The organism is Bacillus sp. PAMC28748, from assembly GCF_014250415.1.
Lineage (GTDB): Bacteria > Bacillota > Bacilli > Bacillales > Bacillaceae > Bacillus > Bacillus licheniformis.
Window position 1 is genome coordinate 3595046 of sequence record NZ_CP060192.1, and the last position, 19803, is coordinate 3614848.

A 19803-nucleotide genomic window follows, 5' to 3' on the forward strand; every position below is an offset into this window, starting at 1 on the left:
GTTTTGGGACATCCTGCACGATATTTCGGTAAACTCACTTTTTCCGCATACTAAAAACCGCACATTCACAGTTATTTCATTTTTAATTTTCGTCTTTCCGCGTGAAACTCATTGACACTCTTTATGGAATATGGTAAATTATCAGATATTTATGACGCTTATTTAGGAGGAAATCTTACATGTTTCGAGTATTGGTCTCAGATAAAATGTCCAGCGACGGCCTCAAACCATTAATGGAAGCAGATTTTATTGAAATTGTAGAAAAGAATGTTGCGGAAGCGGAAGACGAGCTTCATACGTTTGACGCGCTCTTGGTGCGGAGCGCCACGAAGGTAACCGAAGAGCTGTTTAAAAAGATGACTTCGCTGAAAATCGTCGCCAGAGCAGGTGTCGGCGTCGACAATATCGATATTGACGAGGCGACAAAACACGGTGTTATCGTCGTAAACGCGCCAAACGGGAATACAATTTCAACCGCTGAACATACCTTTGCAATGTTTTCAGCGTTAATGAGACATATTCCGCAGGCAAACATCTCCGTGAAATCAAGGGAGTGGAATCGTTCGGCTTACGTCGGTTCAGAGCTTTACGGAAAAACGCTCGGCATCATCGGAATGGGCCGCATCGGAAGCGAAATCGCGAGCCGCGCAAAAGCATTCGGTATGACCGTTCATGTATTTGACCCGTTCCTGACCCAAGAAAGGGCAAGCAAGCTCGGCGTTAACGCGAACAGCTTTGAAGAAGTTCTGGCATGCGCCGACATCATTACGGTTCATACCCCGCTCACGAAAGAAACGAAGGGACTTTTGAACAAAGAAACCATCGCAAAAACGAAAAAAGGCGTTCGTCTCGTTAACTGTGCAAGAGGCGGCATCATCGATGAAGCAGCGCTTTTGGAAGCTCTGGAAAGCGGACATGTCGCTGGCGCTGCCTTGGATGTATTCGAAGTCGAGCCTCCGGTCGATTCAAAACTGATCGATCATCCGCTTGTAGTCGCGACTCCTCACTTGGGCGCCTCAACAAAAGAAGCCCAGCTGAATGTCGCTGCACAAGTGTCCGAAGAAGTCCTTCAGTATGCGCAAGGAAACCCTGTGATGTCCGCGATCAACCTTCCGGCCATGACAAAGGATTCATTCAAAAAAATCCAGCCTTATCATCAGTTTGCCAATACGATCGGAAACCTTGTGTCTCAGTGTATGAATGAGCCTGTTCAAGATGTAGCCATTCAATATGAAGGCTCTATCGCCAAGCTTGAAACGTCATTTATTACGAAAAGCCTTTTGGCCGGATTCCTGAAGCCGAGGGTCGCGGCTACCGTTAACGAAGTGAATGCCGGCACCGTTGCGAAAGAGCGCGGCATCAGCTTCAGCGAAAAAATTTCTTCCAATGAGTCAGGCTATGAAAACTGCATCTCTGTGACTGTCACCGGAGATGTAACAACATTCTCTTTAAGAGCGACGTACATTCCGCACTTCGGCGGACGCATCGTTGCCTTAAACGGCTTTGATATTGATTTTTATCCGGCTGGACACCTTGTCTACATTCACCACCAGGATAAACCAGGGGCTATCGGCCATGTCGGACGAATTTTAGGAGACCATGACATCAATATCGCCACTATGCAGGTAGGCCGAAAAGAAAAAGGCGGAGAAGCGATCATGATGCTTTCCTTTGACCGCCACCTTGAGGACGATATTTTAGCTGAGCTGAAAAACATCCCGGATATCGTGTCTGTTAAAGCCATCGACCTTCCTTAAACAGAAGCTGCGGAACCTGAAAAGAATTCCTTTCAGGTTCCGTTTTTTTTTAGGAATTCTCCCTGATCTCAAGCATCTGGCGGGGATAAATCCGCTCTCCTTTCAAATCGTTCCATTCTTTGAGGCGCTGTACAGTTACGCCCATTTTTTCGGCGATATGATGAAGCGTATCCCCTTTCCGCACTACATATGTACCGGTCTTCGATTCATCGTCATGAAGGCGGAGTGTTTGGCCGGCCTTGAGATTTGAATGTTTCAACCCGTTTATTCTCATGATCTCCTCGATGGATATACCGCTATCCTTGCTGATTCTCCAGAGCGTGTCCCCTTTTTGAACGGTCACCGCACCGCTCATTGTCCCGGCGTTTTGATGAACGTGGATAGAATTTTGCCGGAACGCCTCCTCACGAAGCACCGTCAGCGGATTGATTGCATATCTTTTATCTTCAGTCCATGAACCGTGATGCATTTCAAAATGCAGGTGGGTTCCGGTCGATATTCCCGTATTGCCGATGATTCCGATTTGCTCGCCTTTTTTCACCCGCTCCTTTTCCTTTTTCAGGCGTTTGCTTAAGTGGGCATAAACGGTTTCATATCCGTTGTCATGTTTAATAAATATCACTTGGCCGTAGGAGTCGGATTGATACGATTTGCTTATCGTTCCGTCTGCGGCTGCCGCTACTGCTTCCCCTTCGGGAGCAGCGATGTCAAGCCCCTTATGCTTTCCGCCTCTCGTACCGAATTGATCTGTGATCTCTCCTTTAATCGGTTCAATCCACTCTGAGGCTTCCGCCCCCGGGGCATTGACGAAAAGCGCCAATCCCGAAAGCCATGCGATCGCGAACAGGAAGTTTTGATGTCTGAGTTTCTTCAAGGTTTTCCATATCCTCCTATTACATGCATCTTCGGTAAAATTGCCCCCTATTCGGAGACAGCTTAGTATACTTCCAAATCAATACAATTTATACATTAAAAAAAGACTCCGCACAGGGAGTCTTTTAGTTTTCTATCGTCATCGGATTCGGTGCGTACGGAACCTGTACAGATTTCGACAGGTCATAGGCGCCGACCTTGGTTATGGATGCGTTTTTAAATTTCACTTTTGTGAAGCCGAAATCTTTCGCGGTCAATAGAAGGCCTTCCACCATCAAGACATCTTCGGGTTTATTTTCAATATTCGCGGAGGAAGAAAATTGAATGATCAGTTCTTTTCCATTCTTTTGAATATCTTCAATCGGCGTATCATCGGATAAAATGGGTTTTAAATGAGTGCCGCTTTCTTCGTTTTTCATCATCTTAATCGCTTCCTGCACCGATTCGTAAGATTCGCTTGAAGGTGCAAGGAACCGGCGCCCGTCTGAGCTTTCATATAAATAGTAGCATTTTTGCGTCTGGTGCATAATCGCCATATCGGCGAGCATTCCGAATGTTTCAAATTCAACACCCGATTTATCATTGGAAATAAACAGAACAGAATCATACGATCCCCATTTAAAGGTTTCGTTGATCACATTTTTCAGCCGTTCGAAATCTTCGACTGATAGCTCCGGTATTTTCTCATCAACTTGAATCTTCAGTTTTTTATTGTTTTTCTGCTCTTTGAACTTCACCTTATCAAGGTAAGCTGTGTCAAATGATGTAAACTGGTCCACTCCAAGCCGGCTGTAAGCGTGAAGCGCATCTTCAAGATTTGTCATGCCAGTGCTTTTCTCGAGGCTTACCGGGACAACGACAGACTTGGACTCGTCAAGGAAAGCGAAGGTGATATAGTCGTCTTTTTGATTCTGTGAGACGACAAACGTATTTGCAGGTTCAGACTTGGCAGCATCAGCCTCCGTCTGCACCAATTTTCCGTCAGAAGAAATGTTGGCGTCGGCGCTGTTTTGAGTTCTGATCTGTTCGATTAACTGGGGAGTGATCAGCATCAGAAGAAAGAGAACCAAAACTGTAGCAGCAAATGCGCCGACCCGTTTTTTCGGTGATTTACGCTTTGGTGCGAGAATCAGCTTTTGATAGATCTGATTTGCCGAACGATTATCCTTAACCGTTGGAAGTTGGCTTAGTAACGCCTTCAGCCGTTCTTCGTTCCATTCTGACTTCTTCATTCTTTGGATCCTCCTTCAAAAGCTCCATCTGTTTACGAAGCACTTTCAGACCGCGGTGCTGAGTGGTTTTTACCTTGCTTTCGGAAAAATTCAAGGCTTTTGCTGTTTCACTGATCGAATATCCTTGAATAAAACGCAAGACGATAACTGATCTTTGGTCAAGCGTACACTTGTCTAGGGCCTCGAAAATTTCCTTTAGGTTTTCATTTTGCATCACGATGTCCTCAGGCAGAGGCTTGCGGTCTTTTACATCTTGTTTCTCCCAGTCAAACGTCCCCAAAATCCGCTGGCGGATCGTCTGCTGCTTTCTGAACCAGTCGATCGCAACGTGCCGCGCAATCGAAAGAAGCCAGGTTTTTTCGCTGCTCCTGCCTTCAAATGTTTCGTAAGAATGCAGGACGCGGATGTATACTTCCTGAACTAAGTCTTCCGCCTGATTTTTGTCTTTTACCATATAAAATAAAAACTGAAATAAATCCTGATGATACTGATCATATATTTTCTGAAAGGTTTCTTCCACCTGAAACCCCTCCGTTCAATTTATTGTCGTTTGTCAATCTTAAAAGGTTACATTACAACTATTACAACTATATTACGAACATATGAAAATGGAAAGGGGGTTTTGCGAAAGTTAAGCTTAATTTTAACTTAACAAGCACAAAAGCACCCGTTCTAAATGAACAGGTGCCAAGGTTATAGGAGCCCACATTTTCACTAAGCTGTGCCCTTACAAGGCTTTCGTTCTCCTGACCGGAGCGTTGCGGATCCGCTGAAATGAACTGATTTCAATCCGTTTATGACTTTAAGTCCAATTGTTGGCGAAGCTTTTTGGAAATCTCCATTCTCTTTTCGTCAGTCACTAGGTGATACCATAAGCTGTCAACTTTTTTGTCTTCACCTTCAATTTCTACCTGCTTAATATCTTTAGCAGCTTCTTTATAAGAACTTTGAATATCGATCATCTTGTCCAGTGTTAAGTTTGTTTTGATGTTTTTTTCTAATGCTGCCAAAATCTCCTGATAGTTTGTTAATGATTTTAATTGTGCACCTTCATGAATAATTTCGTTGATAATCTCACGCTGACGCTCTTGACGCCCAAAATCACCGCGGGGATCGTCTTTTCTCATCCGGGCATATGTCAATGCTGTTTTGCCGTCAAGATGCTGCTTCCCTTTTGACAGATGCACGCCTTCAAGGGTGAAATCAATCCGATTATCCACCGTTACGCCGCCAATCGCATCTACTATATCTTTAAACCCATCCATATTGATTTTGATATAATAATTGATTGGAATGTTCAAAAATTGTTCTACAGTTTCAACGGTTCCTTCAATTCCGCCATACGTATAAGCCGAATTCATTTTCGAAAATTTATTTTTTGATTTGATAAACACCCTTGTATCACGCGGAATACTGGTCATTGTCGTTTTCTTTGTCTTCGGGTTAACAGTCATTACAATCATAGAATCCGGGCGTCCTTTATCACCGGGGCGCTCATCTATCCCCAATAAAAGAATGGATATAGGATCGTGCGGAGCAGTATCCTTCTGCTCGGCATCCCGATGAAGAGGTTCGTACATTCCATTTATTGATTTGGCGACTGTACGGTAAATCCAGTATGACACCACACTGCCGATCGTTATCACTAGCGCGAGGACAAACAATATCACATTTTTCATCTTTAGTTTTCCTTTTCTCATTTTTACCATAGTATCCCTTCCTTGTTGATGCATCTCATATTTTTTAATTCCATCTGAAATGAACCGGTTTTATCGAATCATGAATGGGCTTCATTTCATATCCGTTTTCTTGGAAGTATTTCAATAGTTTCTCTAAATGGGCCGCAGTTGTCGGTTTTTCATGCATCAATACAACTAGCGGCTCAACACCGGAAAGGTTATTGACTTGCTGAATCACATTATTCACGAATTGACCGTTTGTATTTGCAGATTTCCAGTCCTCTGAATCAACAGTCCAGTCCCAAAGGTTAAAATGGTCGCGCTTAATGACTTCTTGAAATGGACCGGTGATATAGGGCTTTGATCCGTAAGGCGATCTGATCAAATGTGTGTCAACGTTGGTCGTTTCTTTGATGGCTTTAAGCGTATCATTCATTTCTGCCGCGAAGCTTTCAGGAGATTTATAGATTTTCGATACTTGATGCGTCACTCCGTGAGAGCCGACAGAATGGCCGTTTTCAACCATTTTCTTCACAATATCGGGATTTTGTTCAATATTCGGTTTTAACATGAAAAATGTAGCTTTCGCATGATACTTATCGAGCAAACTTAAGATTTTATCTGAAGCCGCAGGATTCGGACCGTCATCAAATGACAAATAGACGACCTTTCCGATTTCCGGCGCTGTTTGCTTACTTTCTTTTTTCTCTGCTTTATGTTTGCCTCCCGGCACCGATGCTGAAGCCGCGGAATTTTCTTTTATCGGTTCCTGCTTTGGGCCGGCAAGCGCATTCCAAGAAATGCATAACAAAGTCACACCGAATACAATCAACATACCTAGCACTAATTTTCCTAGTGCGCTCAATTTATGATCTTCTTTTGGTGAATTTGACACTTTTTCCAACTCCTTAGACTTTAATTAACAATCACTAGGTTTCTTTTAAACTCGTCACTCACAAGTGACAATTTTTTAAGCTGCTATTTTTGAAGACAAAGTTCTATAAGAAGGATGCTCTTTAAATATAAGAGGAAGATATCGCAGAAGTTCGACCAACTTGTAAACAAAATGTCACAAAAAGAAGAAAAACATCATTTTTTGAGGAATGATAATCAGGCTAATTACCCTGCAAAAAAAGTGAAAGAAGTCTTTACAAAAGAAAAACCTTATTTCGGTTAAATGCCGAAATAAGGTTTTTTTGCCTGATATTAAAGTGGAGAACGAACAATTATTTAAATGTGATGATATAAGCTTGCTCTTCTAAAAATCGCACGGATGCACTCTCCATGGCAGGGTACTGGTATTGAGCGTTAACAAGCAGGCTGTTGCCGTCCGGACTCCAAAATATTTCCGAAGGGATGGTGCCGTGGTATATCGGTTCTTCATAGAGGATATTTTTCCCCTGAAGCTTACCTGCATAGATATTGTCTTCATCCTTTAAAGAGTAAGCGATTTTCTTAAAGTCGTTTGAGAATTTAAAAACAGTTACTTTATCGAGCAGAGCAGAAAGCTCTCCGTTTCTGCGATCATATTCGCACAGGGTTTCCCCGGTGTCCAGGAATACAAATTGATCATTGTTTAACCAAACAGGCCCGCCGCGGCTGTCCAGACGCTTGTCCTCGATTTTAATGCGGCTGCCGTCAATGGTTCCCATTCTGATCCCGTACTCGTCGGAACGCTGCAACACGGTAAACAGCAAATCTCGTCCATTATCGGAGATGTTAACTCCGGTAAGCGAATCCTTCTCCGCAAAATCATTCAATGAATACGTTTTAAGCGTTCCGGAAGCCGTATCATAAACACGAAGGCCGGTCTCATCCCCCTGCCCGACATCTAAAACAAGATAGCAAACGTATCTGCTATTATTTGACCATGAAACATCTTGGACATAGACCTCATTGCTGGCGGAGGTGCTGGCGATTTCTGTTTTTTTCCCGCTCGCCGGCGAAAACAGCTGCATTGATGCCTTACTTAATGACAAAGTGACTCCGGCGATACGCTTTCCGTCTGGAGACATTTTTAGGTTGGACGTGTTGCTTTCAATGCCTTTTACGATTTCAGCTTTTTCATAGGGGGAGGAAAGGCGCTGAAGACTGTGCGCTGTACGTTCGGATGTCCCTTCTCCCTTGAAAAAACCGACAACGGAATCCGGTGAAGACCACCCGAGCAGCTGCCCGACTTTTGGAAGACGATAGATCGTATTGACTTGAAAAGGGCGGGTCTTCTGGTCATAGATATGATTTTCTTCCCCGCTTGGGATAATAATCGTTTCCGATCTTTTTCCGACATTATAACTGGACACGATAATGATCAGAAACAGCAGCACTCCTGCCCATATAATAAACGGTTTGTTTTTCATCATTTCTCAACCTTTGCGTAAGCTAATTCAACTTGAATCACTGTGTGGTTTTCTTTGTAGAACATCTCGATTGTTCCTCCGTGTTCGTCAACAATTGTTTTCACAATGCTTAATCCCAAACCTACACTTCCTTCTTCCTTAATCTTCTGATTGACTGAATAAAAAGGTTGGAACATTTTGGTGTGTTGGTCATTTTCCAATGGATCGCTTGGATTCTTGAATGTAAAAAGAATGTTTTCTCCAACGATTTCGGCCTTAATGATGATTTCCGAATGAGATAAGCTGTATTTGATGGCGTTGTCCAGCAGATTGATAAAAAGCTGGCGCAGCCTGCTCACCTCACCAAGAACGTACAGGCCATCTTCAATGTCACAGGTGATCCTTTTCTTATACCGTTCTGCCCGAAATTTCATCGACTCGCAAACATCTTTTAAAATTTCGCCTGCGTCGATCCTGTCAAATTGAGCACTCTTGGACGTTTCCCGGGATACTTCAAGAAGCTTGATCACCAAATTATGCAGGCGCCGGCTTTCTTCGACAATGTGGTTCATTCCTTTATCAAAAAATTTCCGGTCCGCTTCCCCTTTATCTTTTATGATCTCAGCATATCCTTGGATGGAAGTCAGAGGTGTTTTCAGCTCATGCGTCATATTATCAAAAAACCGTTTTTCTTGTTCGTTAAGTTCTTTTAGACGGTCGCGATCCCTTTCGATGGTTAAAATTTGTTCCCGAATCCTGCTGATCATATCGTTAAAGTTGACGGCAAGCTGGCCAATCTCATCTTTTCTATTAAAGTGGATATCCATATCCAGCTTACCCTTCTTGACTTGTGAGGTGGCATCTGTCAGCTTGACGAGCGGAATCGTGATATGTCTGGACAGGATATAGGAGAAAAGGAACGCCGCCACAAATATTGCAAGCGCGATATAAAAAACAATATCCAGAATCTCTCCGCTCTGCTTATACAGCAGGTCGAAATTTTTCGAAAAGCGTAATATGCCTACTTTTGTGCCTTCAATGACAACCGGATATGAGAAAAACACTTTTGCTTTATTCCGGTTATAGGTGATATGATAGGCAGTCTTTCCTTTGATCGCCTGTTGAAGATCTTCATCACTCCCTCTGGAAAACACCTTCTGATCAGAAGAAGACAACAATGCGCCATCTACTGTATAAACACCGACATTGCTTCCTGTGGAGTGATTTAAATTATCTACCATTTCATCGGCCATATCACCGAAATAAAGTTCATTGTTTTTATAGTGATTGATTAAAAATGCTTGGTTTACATAGACGGTACTGTTTTTTTTCAGTTCGACTAAATCCGATGTTACAATTTTTTCGTTACTCGACCAAATGACGTTCTTAACCGTGTGATTGAGCACAAGGAAAGAGAGAGAAAAAATCAGAAAAAAGCCAACAATAAACTTGCCCTTGATGGTCCGTAACACTCTCTACTCCTCCTGCTTCTCGAATTTATATCCGATGCCGAACACTGTTTTAATCAAGTCGCTTGCATCAAGCTTTTTGCGGAGTCTTTGAATATGGGTATCGACTGTACGGGTGTCACCGAAAAAATCGTATCCCCAGATGAATTCCAAAAGCTCTGAACGGGTAAAAACTTTTCCCCGATGGTCAACCAAAGTCATTAGCAGATCATATTCTTTAGGAGTTAATTCGACGGCTGCCCCGTCTTTTTTCACCAGTCTTTCGCCCGGAACGATCACAATATTTTTAAACCGGATCTCATCCACTTTTTCCGTTTCCCGTTCGTTCACATGATGGGCTTGTTCCAGACGCCGAAGGATCGTGCGTATTCTCGCGACAACTTCGCGCAGATCAAACGGCTTTGTAATATAGTCATCGGCCCCGAATTCCAACCCCAGTATTTTATCCGTGATATCTGATTTTGCGGTAATCATCAGTATTGGAATATTACAGCTTTCGGTCACTTTTTTGCAAATATCCAATCCGCTGCAGTCCGGCAGCATCCAATCGAGGAGCAGAAGGTCAGGTTTGAACTGATCTAGTTTCCTCATTCCTGAAGAACCGTTATTGACCGTGCACGTTTCAAAGCCTTCGGACGTCAGCCCGTATGAAAGCAAATCAGCAATTGCTTCATCATCTTCAATAATCAGTATTTTTGTTTTTTCCATCAGTCATCACTCATTCCCTGTTTCATGCTTATTTTATCTAAAAAATCTCTTTTGTTTCTCGCATCCTTCTATAGAGATTATACATAAATCCAAACCAAAGTCTTCATTTGACAGCCCTTCAGTCATCCCACTCTTATTGGGAATGGCTGGCGGACTTTAGTGTGTGCAGTAAAAAGCGAACCGCCTTGTATAGATTACCAGAACGGGAGCGGCCATTTCCATATGCGGTTTTCACTATGATAAAGTTTGCGGTTGTCCTAAATTCTTCTTTCATCTCCTCTTAGACGCTCATCTGTCTTCCTGAAATTCTCACTCTTTTATCGGCTACAAAGGCATAAACGTTTCAGGATATACAGAAATTTTACAAATTGGATACATTTTGCCTTCAAATAACTGAGCACCTGTTCTGTATGAACAGGTGCTCTTTGTTTCGTATGGAACAAGATTCTTCGTCAAATTTGGCCATCATCCTGCTTATTTCTTGGAATGTAGAACGTGAAGGAAGTACCTTCGTTCAGCATGCTGTGGACGGTGATCGATCCGTTGTGTGCATCGACGATGTTTTTGACGATCGCAAGCCCGAGGCCAGTCCCGCCTTTTCCTCTCGTCCTTGCTTTATCGGCCTTATAAAAACGTTCAAAAATAAACGGCAGATCCTCTTCGGGAATCCCGCTGCCGGAGTCTTTCACGGCAATCTTCAGCCCGCTTTCAGCAGACTGCACATCGACATGAACGGTGCCCCCGGCATTTGTATGGCGGATCGCGTTGTCAATCAGGTTGGTTAAAACCTGCTCCATTTTGTCCGGATCAAACACAAATTTTGCTTCATGCAGATCAAGATTGTGAGAAAGCGTAATATTTTTGTCCCCGGCCACTCCGTAAAACTTTCTGAACACTCTCTCAAAAAACTCGCGGAGCTCCACCGGTTCAACGTTTAAGGAAATATGCCCCGCCTCCATTCTGGCAAGGTCCAGCAAATCATTCACAAGCCTTCCCATTCTTAAAGACTCGTCATAGATGACCTGGGCGATTTCCTTTTTTTCTTCCTCAGAGCTTGCGATGTCGTCAACGATCGCTTCACTGTACCCTTGAAGCATCGAAATCGGTGTTCTCAGCTCATGGCTGACATTGGCGATAAAATCTTTTCTCAGCTTATCAAGCCGTCTTTCCTCCGTCATATCCCTCAACACGGCAACCGCTCCGCGTACATGGGACTGATTGTACAGCGGACTCATGAGCAGCACCCATGTTCTGCCTTGCAGGGTCATTTCAATCATCTGCTCTTTCTCCGTGCTGACGGTGTTTTGAAAAAGCTCTCGCGCTTCGGGAGGCAGTTCATGGCCTTCTTTTACATTCATGTTCTGCTCATAATACCAAGCCTGTAAAAAGCGTTCAGCCGGAGGGTTTGTCACAAGGATTGTCCCGTCGATATTAATGGTGATCACGCCGTCGGCCATACTGCTTAAGATATTCGACAAATGCTCCTTTTCCTGATTGAGTGCCGTAATGTGAAACTTCAGCTGGCGCCCCATTTGGTTAAAGGCAATCGCCAGCTCGCCGATTTCATCCTGGGTCAGAATCGGAATCTTCGTATCAAACTTCCCTTTCGCCAAGTCCTGGGCACCCTGCCGCATTTTTCTGAGCGGGTAGGTAATCCGGCTTGAGAGGAAGAAAGCGAAAATCGTCGTTAACACAATCGCAATCGCAGCGGCAAAGAGGATATACCTCGTCGTATGCTGTGTCGTATCCTTGACGGCAAGAAGCGATTGAGAAAGAAACACCATGCCTTCATCTTCGCCTTTCCCGTAGGGTACGCCGACAATCAGCTGATCGTTCTTTTGATTGGAGATAACCGTCCTCTTCTGCACTTTTTGATGCTTGCGAAGCGCTTCGTTCAGATCTGGATCGTTTTTAATATCTTTTAATGTGATGGAAGCCACTTTTTGATGTTCCCGCGGTGAATACCAATATTCATTCTCATTTTTGATGACGGCGATGCTCGTCAGTTCATCGGCAAGCTCCCATGTAATCGATCTGGCTGTCTCCTGGTCTTTATGGTTTTCCATGATGACGGCCACCTTGCTGGCGAGCTTTGTCAAATCAGCTTCCGCTTCATCTACATGGTAGTTTTCAATAAACTCGAGCAGAAAGAACGTAAGGATAAATAAGACAAATGAAACCAAAAGCAGTATGGTAAACCACAGTTTACCGACTACGCTCTTCCAAAACTTCATTCGTTTCCGACCTCAAATTTATACCCGACGCCCCATACTGTTACGATTTTTTTCGCAGCTTTCGGCGAGACTTTGTTCAATTTTTCACGTAAACGTTTAACATGGGTATCGACCGTTCTCAAGTCGCCGAAAAACTCGTATTGCCATACTTCCTTCAGCAGCTTTTCACGATCGTATACTTTATCAGGGGTTTTGGCCAGAAAGTAAAGCAGTTCGTATTCTTTCGGCGTCAGGCTGACTTCCGTTCCGTCCGCCATGACTCTGTGAGCATCGTGATCAATGGATAAGTGAGAAAAAACAAGCACATTTTTTGCCGTTGTATCCGTATTCAGGTAAGAGGTTTGCGATGATCTTCTTAGGAGCGCCTTGACTCTCAGCACCACTTCCCTCGGACTGAAAGGTTTCACAATGTAGTCATCGGTTCCGACTTCAAAGCCCTGCACCCGGTTCGCTTCTTCGCCTTTCGCCGTCAGCATGATGATCGGAGTGGCTTTTTTATCGCGTACTTGGCGGCATACTTCAATGCCGTCGGTTCCCGGCATCATCAAATCGAGCAGGATTAAATCGTAATCGTTGCCGAGGGCTTTGTCGATGGCTTCATCGCCATTCTCGGCTTCTTCGATCTTGTAGTTTTCCCTTTCAAGGTACATTTTTAAAAGTCGTCTGATTCTTGCCTCATCATCTACTACTAATATTTTTGTCTCTTTCGTCTGTTCCATCGTAAACCTCCTGATTTGAATCTTCTTACATTCATTTTATTAGAAAAGCGATTGTAAGCCAAGCCAAGAATGCCTTTCCTCAATTTAAAACAAAAAGCTGCGGAAGGCCCGGTGAAAAGCCCGGACCTTCCTGCACCGCACGGATCATGCATAAGAGTGAAGCCCGGCGATGACAAGGTTTACAAAAATAAGATTAAACATAATAATGGCAAAACCGATGACGGCGAGCCACGCCGATTTTTCGCCGTGCCAGCCTCTCGAAAGCCTGAGATGCAGATAAGCTGCATAAAACAAAAATGTAATCAGCGCCCAGACTTCTTTCGGATCCCAGCCCCAGAATCTGCTCCACGCCAGCTGTGCCCATATCATCGCGAAAATAAGCGCGCCAAGCGTAAAAACCGGAAAGCCGATCGAAACGGAGCGATAGCCGATTTCATCGACAAGGTCAAGGTTCACATTTTTCACGAGCGGCTGAAGAAGCTGACTGATGCGTTTTCTGATGATCAGCCTGATGACACCGTAAAGCAAGGCGCCGGTTCCAAACGACCAGAGAACGGTATTCAGCTTCCGGCCTGAAAAAATGGGCGGCACATTGACAAGCGGCTCCATTCTCTCCTCCGTTAAAAGTTCTCCTTTATTCGGGCCGATAAGAGCGGGAAGCTCGTAAATCATGACGTCTTCCTGGTTGTCTTTATCAATCCACTTAAACTGCGCCTCATAGCCCCCAATGCGGAATGAGGTCGTCACAAGGATAAACGCGAGCGTTGTCACAAGCATAAACATGACACATTCGAGCCAGAACGTTTTTTTGCCCGGCTTTGAATGATCCACATGCTTGAGCAGAAAGATCACGCCGGCGACAAAGCTGATGGCGAGAATCGCCTGCCCGAGGGCTGCAGTCGTGACATGAATATACAGCCAGTTGCTTTGAAGCGACGGAATCAGCGGTGTGATATCGGTCGGAAACATGCTGGCATATGCGATCAAAAGCAGGACAACGGGAAGCGTAAACAGTCCCAATGCGGACAGCTTGTAAATAAAGTAGATGATGATGAACGCCAGGACGAGCATCATGCTGAAAGCAGTTGTAAATTCAAAGAGATTGCTGACCGGCGCGTGTCCGGAAACGATCCATCTCGCAATAAAATATCCAAACTGGCATACAAATCCGATGATCGTGATCAACACTGCGATCGATGCCCAGCGGTTCTTCTTCTTCCGGTCTGAAGCCTTGCTCCTGATGGAGCCGCCAAAAAAGAAGACCGCTGAGAGATACAAGAGAAATGCCGCGTACAATAAATTGCCGCTTAACTCTGCCATGAAAACCCCTCCCTATGCTGGCCGTTTATTTTTTTTCCTTTGACAGTTCTTTTTGATCGGCCGGTTCGGATATCCCCGTATCCGCGAGCGCGGCCTTCAAGTCCTGCTTCAGCCCGTACCAGTTTTTGTTCGTATGTCCGGCGACGAGCACATGCCCGTCCAGCGTTCTGAGCCAGATCCTTCTATGGTGCCAGTACATCCCCTGAATGACGCCGATCATAAAGATGGCACCGCCGACAATGAGCACCCACAAAGTCAAATCTTTTCTAATTGTGAGGCCTGAGAGATTCTTCGTTTCGACATGGTCAAACTTCATTTTGTATTTATTGTCGTCAGAACCTTCGATTGTTTCCTGAATCGCCACGAAACTTTTTTCTCCTTTAGGCTTATCCGGTGCGGTGATCTGGAATACAAATGCCGGATTGTTCGGATTCCTCGTTTTCGTGCTCGGTTCCCCGTCTTTGTTAAAATAAAAGTCCGGCAGGTAGCTTGCTATATGAACTTTGTAACCGTTACCAAGATCATATTCCGGTTTCGGCTCCAAGAGGTCGATTGCCACTTTGCCGAAGGATTTCCCGCTGTCTTTTTCAATCAGCTGAAACACCATTTTGTCGAGCTCGCCTTCCTTGTATGTCAGCTGATAGAGTGCATATGAACCGAATTTCAACGGGTCATTGACCTTGATCTTGCCGTTTTTCACTTTCTTCAATTCAGGCGCTTCGCCCGGCAGGCTGTCATTTTTTCTTTCATACAGTTCAACATCGGTTTGATATGTTTTTGCGACAGTCCCGTCACCAGCTTTGGTGATCGCCTCTGAAAATACTTCTTTTTCTTTTTCACTGTCGTACATTTCTTTTATAAACCGGTTGTTTTTCAAATAGTAATGGCCGTCAGTTCCCGGAATTGGCACCGTTTCCCCTTCCCTGATCCAAAGGGTTTCGTCGACATACATGCCCGGGACAAATCTGAGCATGACCCCGATGAGGAATATAATCAGTCCGATATGGTTAACATATGGGCCCCACCTTGAAAAACGGCCTTTTTCGGCAAATAGGTTGCCGTTTTCTTCCTTGACGCGGTATCGTTTTTTCTTCAGCTTACCGATGATTTGCGATTTTGTGTCCTCAGACATGTCCGCTTCCGTCCGGCTGAATAGGCGCTGCCTCTCCATAAAGTTCGGATTTCGCGTGACGCCCTGGTTTTTCAGAGCCCTGTACAAAGGAACGACCCGGTCAAGGCTGCAGATGACAAGCGAAATGCCGATTGAGGCAACCAGAATAATAAACCACCATGAACCGTAGAGATTGTGAAAACCGAGAGCATAATAGATTTGTCCGAGAAGCCCGTATTGTTCGCTGTAGTATGTATCAGCCTGCGCACCCGGCGGCAGGAACATTTCCTGCGGAAATATCGTTCCAAAAGCGGATGCTGTCAGCGTAATGACGATCAGCCAGACGCCGACCTTTACAGACGAAAAGAAATTCCATATTTTATCTACGATCGTTTTATTATAGGTTTGAGAGCGTCTCGCACTTCCGTCATACCGCATGTCAAGGAGTTTGGCATCCTGTTTGACCAGCGGCTTTCCGCACGATTCACACAAAACGGTACCCGCCGGATTCACATGGCCGCATTCGCATTTGATTTCTTTCATCATGACGATCCCTCTGGTTTGATCATATTCATATAATCGTGGATCATCCGTTCTGTCATCTCGCCCGTCACGACCTTGACAATCTCTCCGTCAGGGTTGATCAAAAACGTGGTCGGCAGCGGTGTGACATCATATGCGTTAAGGACCTGCCTGTCTTTATCAAGCACAACCGGAAAATTGACGCCGTGGTCTTTCATAAAGTTTCGGACGGCGAGGTTCGATTCGCCGACATTGACGGCGACGATTTCCACCCCTTTATCCTTAAACACCTTGTATTGATTCGCCATATAAGGAAATTCTCTTTTGCATGGTTCGCACCATGTTCCCCAAAAGTTTAAAAATACCCCTTTGCCTTTTAGTTCGTCCAGTTTGAGACGGTTGCCGTCAACATCCTCCAGCGAAAAAATGGGAGCTTTTTCCCCCACCGCCACACTCTCCGTGTTTTGAAACACGGCGCTGTACAGCGTGTAGCCAAGCGCTGCAAGCAGCACAAGGAGGATGCCTGTCCGAATGTAAAAACGCTTTTTTTTCATAATCCGCCCCCTCATGTAGACATTCAGTATCATTATATCATCTCAAGACTGACTGCCATTTGCCTTTTTTGAAGGTTGTGTGAAAATTTAGAAAGCCGCTTTACCGTGTTCTGCCAATGCCCTGAGCCTTTTGACTTCATGAGGCGTAAGCTCTCTTTTTTCCCCTGTTTTCAAGCCCGCCAGGTTCAAAAAAGCATACTCTTCCCTTTTCAGCTTGAGCACCTCGTGTCCGATGGCTTCAAACATTCTCCTGACCTGGCGGTTTCGCCCCTCATGGATCGTGATTTGGACGATGCTTGTCTGCTTTTTCTTATCAAGCGACAAAAGCTTCACTTTTGCAGGAGCTGTCTTTCCATCCTCAAGGCGCACGCCCCGCTCAAGTTTTTTTAAATTCTCCTTTAAAGGAATGCCTTTCAGCTTTGCTACATACGTTTTATTAATTTCGTATTTCGGGTGCATCAATTTATTGGCGAAGTCCCCGTCATTCGTTAACAATAAGAGGCCGCTCGTATCATAATCAAGCCTTCCGATCGGATAAATCCGCTCCTCCACCTCGGTGAAAAAGTCGGTCACAACTTTCCGGCCTTTGTCGTCTTTAACTGCTGATATAACCCCTCTCGGTTTATACAGGAGAAAATAAACGGGTTCTTCGCTTTCAAGCTGGATGCCGTTTACCTCAATCCGATCGGAGCTTGATACTTTAACGCCAAGCTCTCTGACGGTTTTGCCGTTGACCGTGACTCTCCCTTCTTTTATAAGCTCCTCCGCCTTCCGCCTCGATGCGATACCGGCGTGGGCGATTACTTTTTGAAGTCGTTCCATATCTTTCACCTCATGTATTATCTTACTTTTTTCCAGACCAACAAACAAGTTTGCGAGGCGCCTTCTTCCTTAGGAAAGTAGCACTCCGCCCTTAAATGTATCCTTTCTCACCTCAAAAGTAAAACAGTTTTGGCTAAAAAGCAAAAAGCGCCTGTTGATCAGGCGCTTCCAAACAGCAATGTTACAATAATTACAGACGCGATAACCCCCGCTAAATCAGCAAGCAGTCCCACCTTTAAAGCATCCCCCATTTTCTTGATTCCGACCGCTCCGAAATAGACGGTCAAAACGTACAGAGTCGTGTCTGTCGATCCCTGCATGACAGAGGCCAGCCGGCCGATGAACGAATCGGGCCCGTAAACGGCGATCAAATCGGTCGTCATGCCGAGCGCTGCCGTTCCCGAAATCGGCCGGATCAGAGCCAGCGGAACCACTTCCGTCGGAATTCCCACGGCGGAAAACACGGGCTTTAAAAGATTCATAAAAAAATCGAGCGCCCCTGAAGCCCGGAAAACCGTGATCGCTACAAGCATACCGACTAAATAAGGGATAATGGAAAATGCAATTTGGATTCCTTCCTTCCCCCCCTCAACAAACGCTTCATAAGTCGGAACTTTTTTGAATGTACCGTATAGCAGAATCGTGGCGATGATAAACGGGATAAGGGCCAGAGAAAGCCAGTTGATGAATTCCAAATGCTCACCCCTTCTTTTTTCTTCTATAATAAAAGTATCGGTCGATGAAGATCGCAAAGATCCCCGATATTAAAGTCGCCAAAATGGTCGGACCGACGATGTCTGTCGGCGCCTTTGCATCATATGTCATCCTGACCGCGATGACGGTCGTCGGAATCAAGGTAATGCTTGACGTATTGACCGCCAGAAAGGTGATCATTGAGCGGCTCGCTTCCCTGCGGTTCCGGTTGAGCGCCTTCATCTGTTCCATCGCTTTAATACCGAGCGGTGTCGCTGCATTGCCCAATCCGAAAAAGTTGGCCATTAAATTGGATAAAATATATCCCATCGCCGGATGATCCGGAGGGATCTCGGGAAACAGCTTTGAAATGAACGGCCGGCACAGCCTGCTGAATTTTTCGAGAAGCCCGGACTGTTCAGCGATTTTCATCAGCCCCAGCCAAAAAACAAGGACGCTCATCAGTCCGATCGCAATCGTGACGGCTTCCTTCGATCCTTTAAATACAGCTTCATTAACTTCCTGAACCGTTCCGTTGAAAAGCGCAAACACCAGACCGATCACCGTTAAGCCGACCCAGATTATATTGACCATGATGAACCGCCCGCCGCTTTTTGGAATACGGATTGAAAGGTCTCGAAAAACGATTTTTTCGGTTTTTTGTTTCGCTCGTTTTCATAATAGATCGGTACGCTTGCAATCGTTTTTCCGTCGAACATGACGTTCATTTCTCCGATGATGTCCGGGATTTCTTTTTTGTTTTTACGCCATGATTTTTTCGGTTCAAGAAGCTCGATATCAACCTTCACATCTTCTTTTTCCTCTTCGTTTAAAAGATATGTGACATCCCGTTTAATAAAAGCTTTATTTCCGTAAAAAGAGTCTTTTAATTTCGGAATCTCGCCTTTTTTGGCGATGATATATGTTTTGTAGTGGCCGAATACATAGTTGAACATGTTCATATGATCATTCCAGTCGTCAGGGGCATTGATTGTGACGGCGATCAAATCGGTTCCGTCTTTCGATGAAGTGGAGACGAGCGTACGCTTTGCAAGCTTTGTATATCCCGTCTTCCCGCCTGTACTGTATTTGTAAAGCCCTGTTAAAAGCTTGTTTTTATTTCTCCAGATGCCTTGCATCGTTTCTGCTTTATAGCGTTTCGTTCCGGCGATTTTTTTGTACGTTTCATTTGTCATCGCATATTTTGTTAAAAGCGCCATATCATAGGCCGAGGAATAGTGATCAGGGTGGTCATCAAGTCCGTGCGGATTGCGGAACAGGGTGTTTTCCATGCCGAGCTCGGCCGCTTTTTGATTCATCATGTAGACAAAGCCTTCCAGGCTTCCGCCCACATGTTCGGCAATCGCAACGGCTGCATCATTTCCCGATCTCAGCATCAAACCGTAAACAAGGTCCTTCAGCTTCACCTTTTGCCCGCTTGTTAAATAGATCGATGATCCCTCTGTCCTGACCGCTCTGTCGCTGACCGTGACCGTCTCATCCAATTTGCCCGATTCCACGGCCAAAATGGCTGTCATAATCTTCGTAATGCTTGCAATGCGCCGTTTTTCATGCTCATCCTTTGCAAACAAAACCCGTCCGGATTGCCCGTCCATGACAATCGCGCTTTTTGCGCTGATATGAAGGGAGGGCTGTGCTTGAGCGGTTTCGTATGAAGAGCATAAAAGAGAGCATATCATGATGGCTGCTGCCGCTTGTTTTAGAAAAAAGCGCATTTTTTCTCACGTCCTTGTGGTTGTTTGTACAAGTTTAT

18 protein-coding genes are annotated in these 19803 nt (G+C 44.9%); 1 reads left to right on the forward strand and 17 read right to left on the reverse strand.

All coding sequences use genetic code 11. The features are described 5' to 3' along the window. The first annotated feature begins 179 nt into the window (after positions 1-179). Positions 180-1757, forward strand: coding sequence for a phosphoglycerate dehydrogenase (gene serA, locus H7F26_RS18490; protein WP_017473935.1), 1578 nt, complete (start codon positions 180-182; stop codon positions 1755-1757). A 49-nt stretch (positions 1758-1806) separates the two neighbouring features. On the opposite strand, the gene H7F26_RS18495 is transcribed toward serA, so the two are convergent. The 17 genes from H7F26_RS18495 to H7F26_RS18575 form a co-directional block, all read right to left on the reverse strand. Further along, positions 1807-2631 carry a M23 family metallopeptidase gene (locus H7F26_RS18495; protein ID WP_003183070.1) on the reverse strand — a complete coding sequence of 275 codons (825 nt, stop codon included), beginning with the start codon at positions 2629-2631 and terminating at the stop codon, positions 1807-1809. A gap of 124 nt (positions 2632-2755) precedes the next feature. Then, a complete protein-coding gene (locus H7F26_RS18500) occupies positions 2756-3862 on the reverse strand; it encodes a GerMN domain-containing protein (protein ID WP_016886708.1) in 1107 nt (368 codons plus the stop codon). Beyond that, the gene (gene sigX / locus H7F26_RS18505) at positions 3798-4382 is read right to left on the reverse strand and encodes an RNA polymerase sigma factor SigX (RefSeq protein ID WP_003183073.1); all 585 of its coding nucleotides are present in this window, start codon (positions 4380-4382) and stop codon (positions 3798-3800) included. Before sigX ends, H7F26_RS18500 begins: the two co-directional genes overlap by 65 nt. A 274-nt stretch (positions 4383-4656) precedes the next feature. Then, a complete protein-coding gene (locus H7F26_RS18510; RefSeq protein ID WP_044789887.1) occupies positions 4657-5571 on the reverse strand; it encodes an LCP family glycopolymer transferase in 915 nt (304 codons plus the stop codon). Positions 5572-5605: 34 nt separating this feature from the next. Further along, positions 5606-6436, reverse strand: a complete 831-nt coding sequence (locus H7F26_RS18515; protein WP_003183075.1) for a polysaccharide deacetylase family protein — start codon at positions 6434-6436, stop codon at positions 5606-5608. A gap of 331 nt (positions 6437-6767) precedes the next feature. Continuing rightward, complete coding sequence (locus H7F26_RS18520) at positions 6768-7901, reverse strand: TolB-like translocation protein (protein ID WP_016885961.1); 1134 nt, start codon at positions 7899-7901, stop codon at positions 6768-6770. After that, on the reverse strand, positions 7898-9349 hold the full coding sequence (locus tag H7F26_RS18525; protein ID WP_003183078.1) for a HAMP domain-containing sensor histidine kinase: 1452 nt from the start codon (positions 9347-9349) through the stop codon (positions 7898-7900). Before H7F26_RS18525 ends, H7F26_RS18520 begins: the two co-directional genes overlap by 4 nt. Before the next feature lie 3 nt (positions 9350-9352). Beyond that, positions 9353-10054, reverse strand: coding sequence for a response regulator transcription factor (locus tag H7F26_RS18530; RefSeq protein ID WP_003183080.1), 702 nt, complete (start codon positions 10052-10054; stop codon positions 9353-9355). 452 nt (positions 10055-10506) lie between these two features. Beyond that, positions 10507-12288, reverse strand: a complete 1782-nt coding sequence (locus H7F26_RS18535) for an ATP-binding protein (protein WP_003183082.1) — start codon at positions 12286-12288, stop codon at positions 10507-10509. Then, entirely contained in the window at positions 12285-13007 is a 723-nt protein-coding gene (locus H7F26_RS18540; protein ID WP_003183084.1) for a response regulator transcription factor, read from the reverse strand. The genes H7F26_RS18535 and H7F26_RS18540 overlap by 4 nt, the downstream gene beginning before the upstream one ends. Positions 13008-13151: 144 nt before the next feature. Then, entirely contained in the window at positions 13152-14327 is a 1176-nt protein-coding gene (gene ccsB, locus H7F26_RS18545; protein WP_003183086.1) for a c-type cytochrome biogenesis protein CcsB, read from the reverse strand. A 25-nt stretch (positions 14328-14352) separates the two neighbouring features. Beyond that, on the reverse strand, positions 14353-15981 hold the full coding sequence (locus H7F26_RS18550) for a cytochrome c biogenesis protein ResB (RefSeq protein WP_025808105.1): 1629 nt from the start codon (positions 15979-15981) through the stop codon (positions 14353-14355). Further along, positions 15981-16514: a thiol-disulfide oxidoreductase ResA gene (gene resA, locus H7F26_RS18555; RefSeq protein ID WP_003183090.1), complete on the reverse strand. Its 534-nt coding sequence runs from the start codon at positions 16512-16514 to the stop codon at positions 15981-15983. Before resA ends, H7F26_RS18550 begins: the two co-directional genes overlap by 1 nt. An 87-nt stretch (positions 16515-16601) precedes the next feature. Beyond that, positions 16602-17336: a 23S rRNA pseudouridine(2605) synthase RluB gene (gene rluB, locus H7F26_RS18560; protein WP_003183092.1), complete on the reverse strand. Its 735-nt coding sequence runs from the start codon at positions 17334-17336 to the stop codon at positions 16602-16604. 158 nt (positions 17337-17494) lie between these two features. Beyond that, entirely contained in the window at positions 17495-18031 is a 537-nt protein-coding gene (locus tag H7F26_RS18565; RefSeq protein ID WP_003183094.1) for a spore maturation protein, read from the reverse strand. A 4-nt stretch (positions 18032-18035) separates the two neighbouring features. Continuing rightward, complete coding sequence (locus H7F26_RS18570; RefSeq protein WP_003183096.1) at positions 18036-18623, reverse strand: nucleoside recognition domain-containing protein; 588 nt, start codon at positions 18621-18623, stop codon at positions 18036-18038. Next, a complete protein-coding gene (locus H7F26_RS18575) occupies positions 18611-19729 on the reverse strand; it encodes a D-alanyl-D-alanine carboxypeptidase family protein (RefSeq protein ID WP_369878958.1) in 1119 nt (372 codons plus the stop codon). Before H7F26_RS18575 ends, H7F26_RS18570 begins: the two co-directional genes overlap by 13 nt. Between the last annotated feature and the right edge of the window lie 74 nt (positions 19730-19803).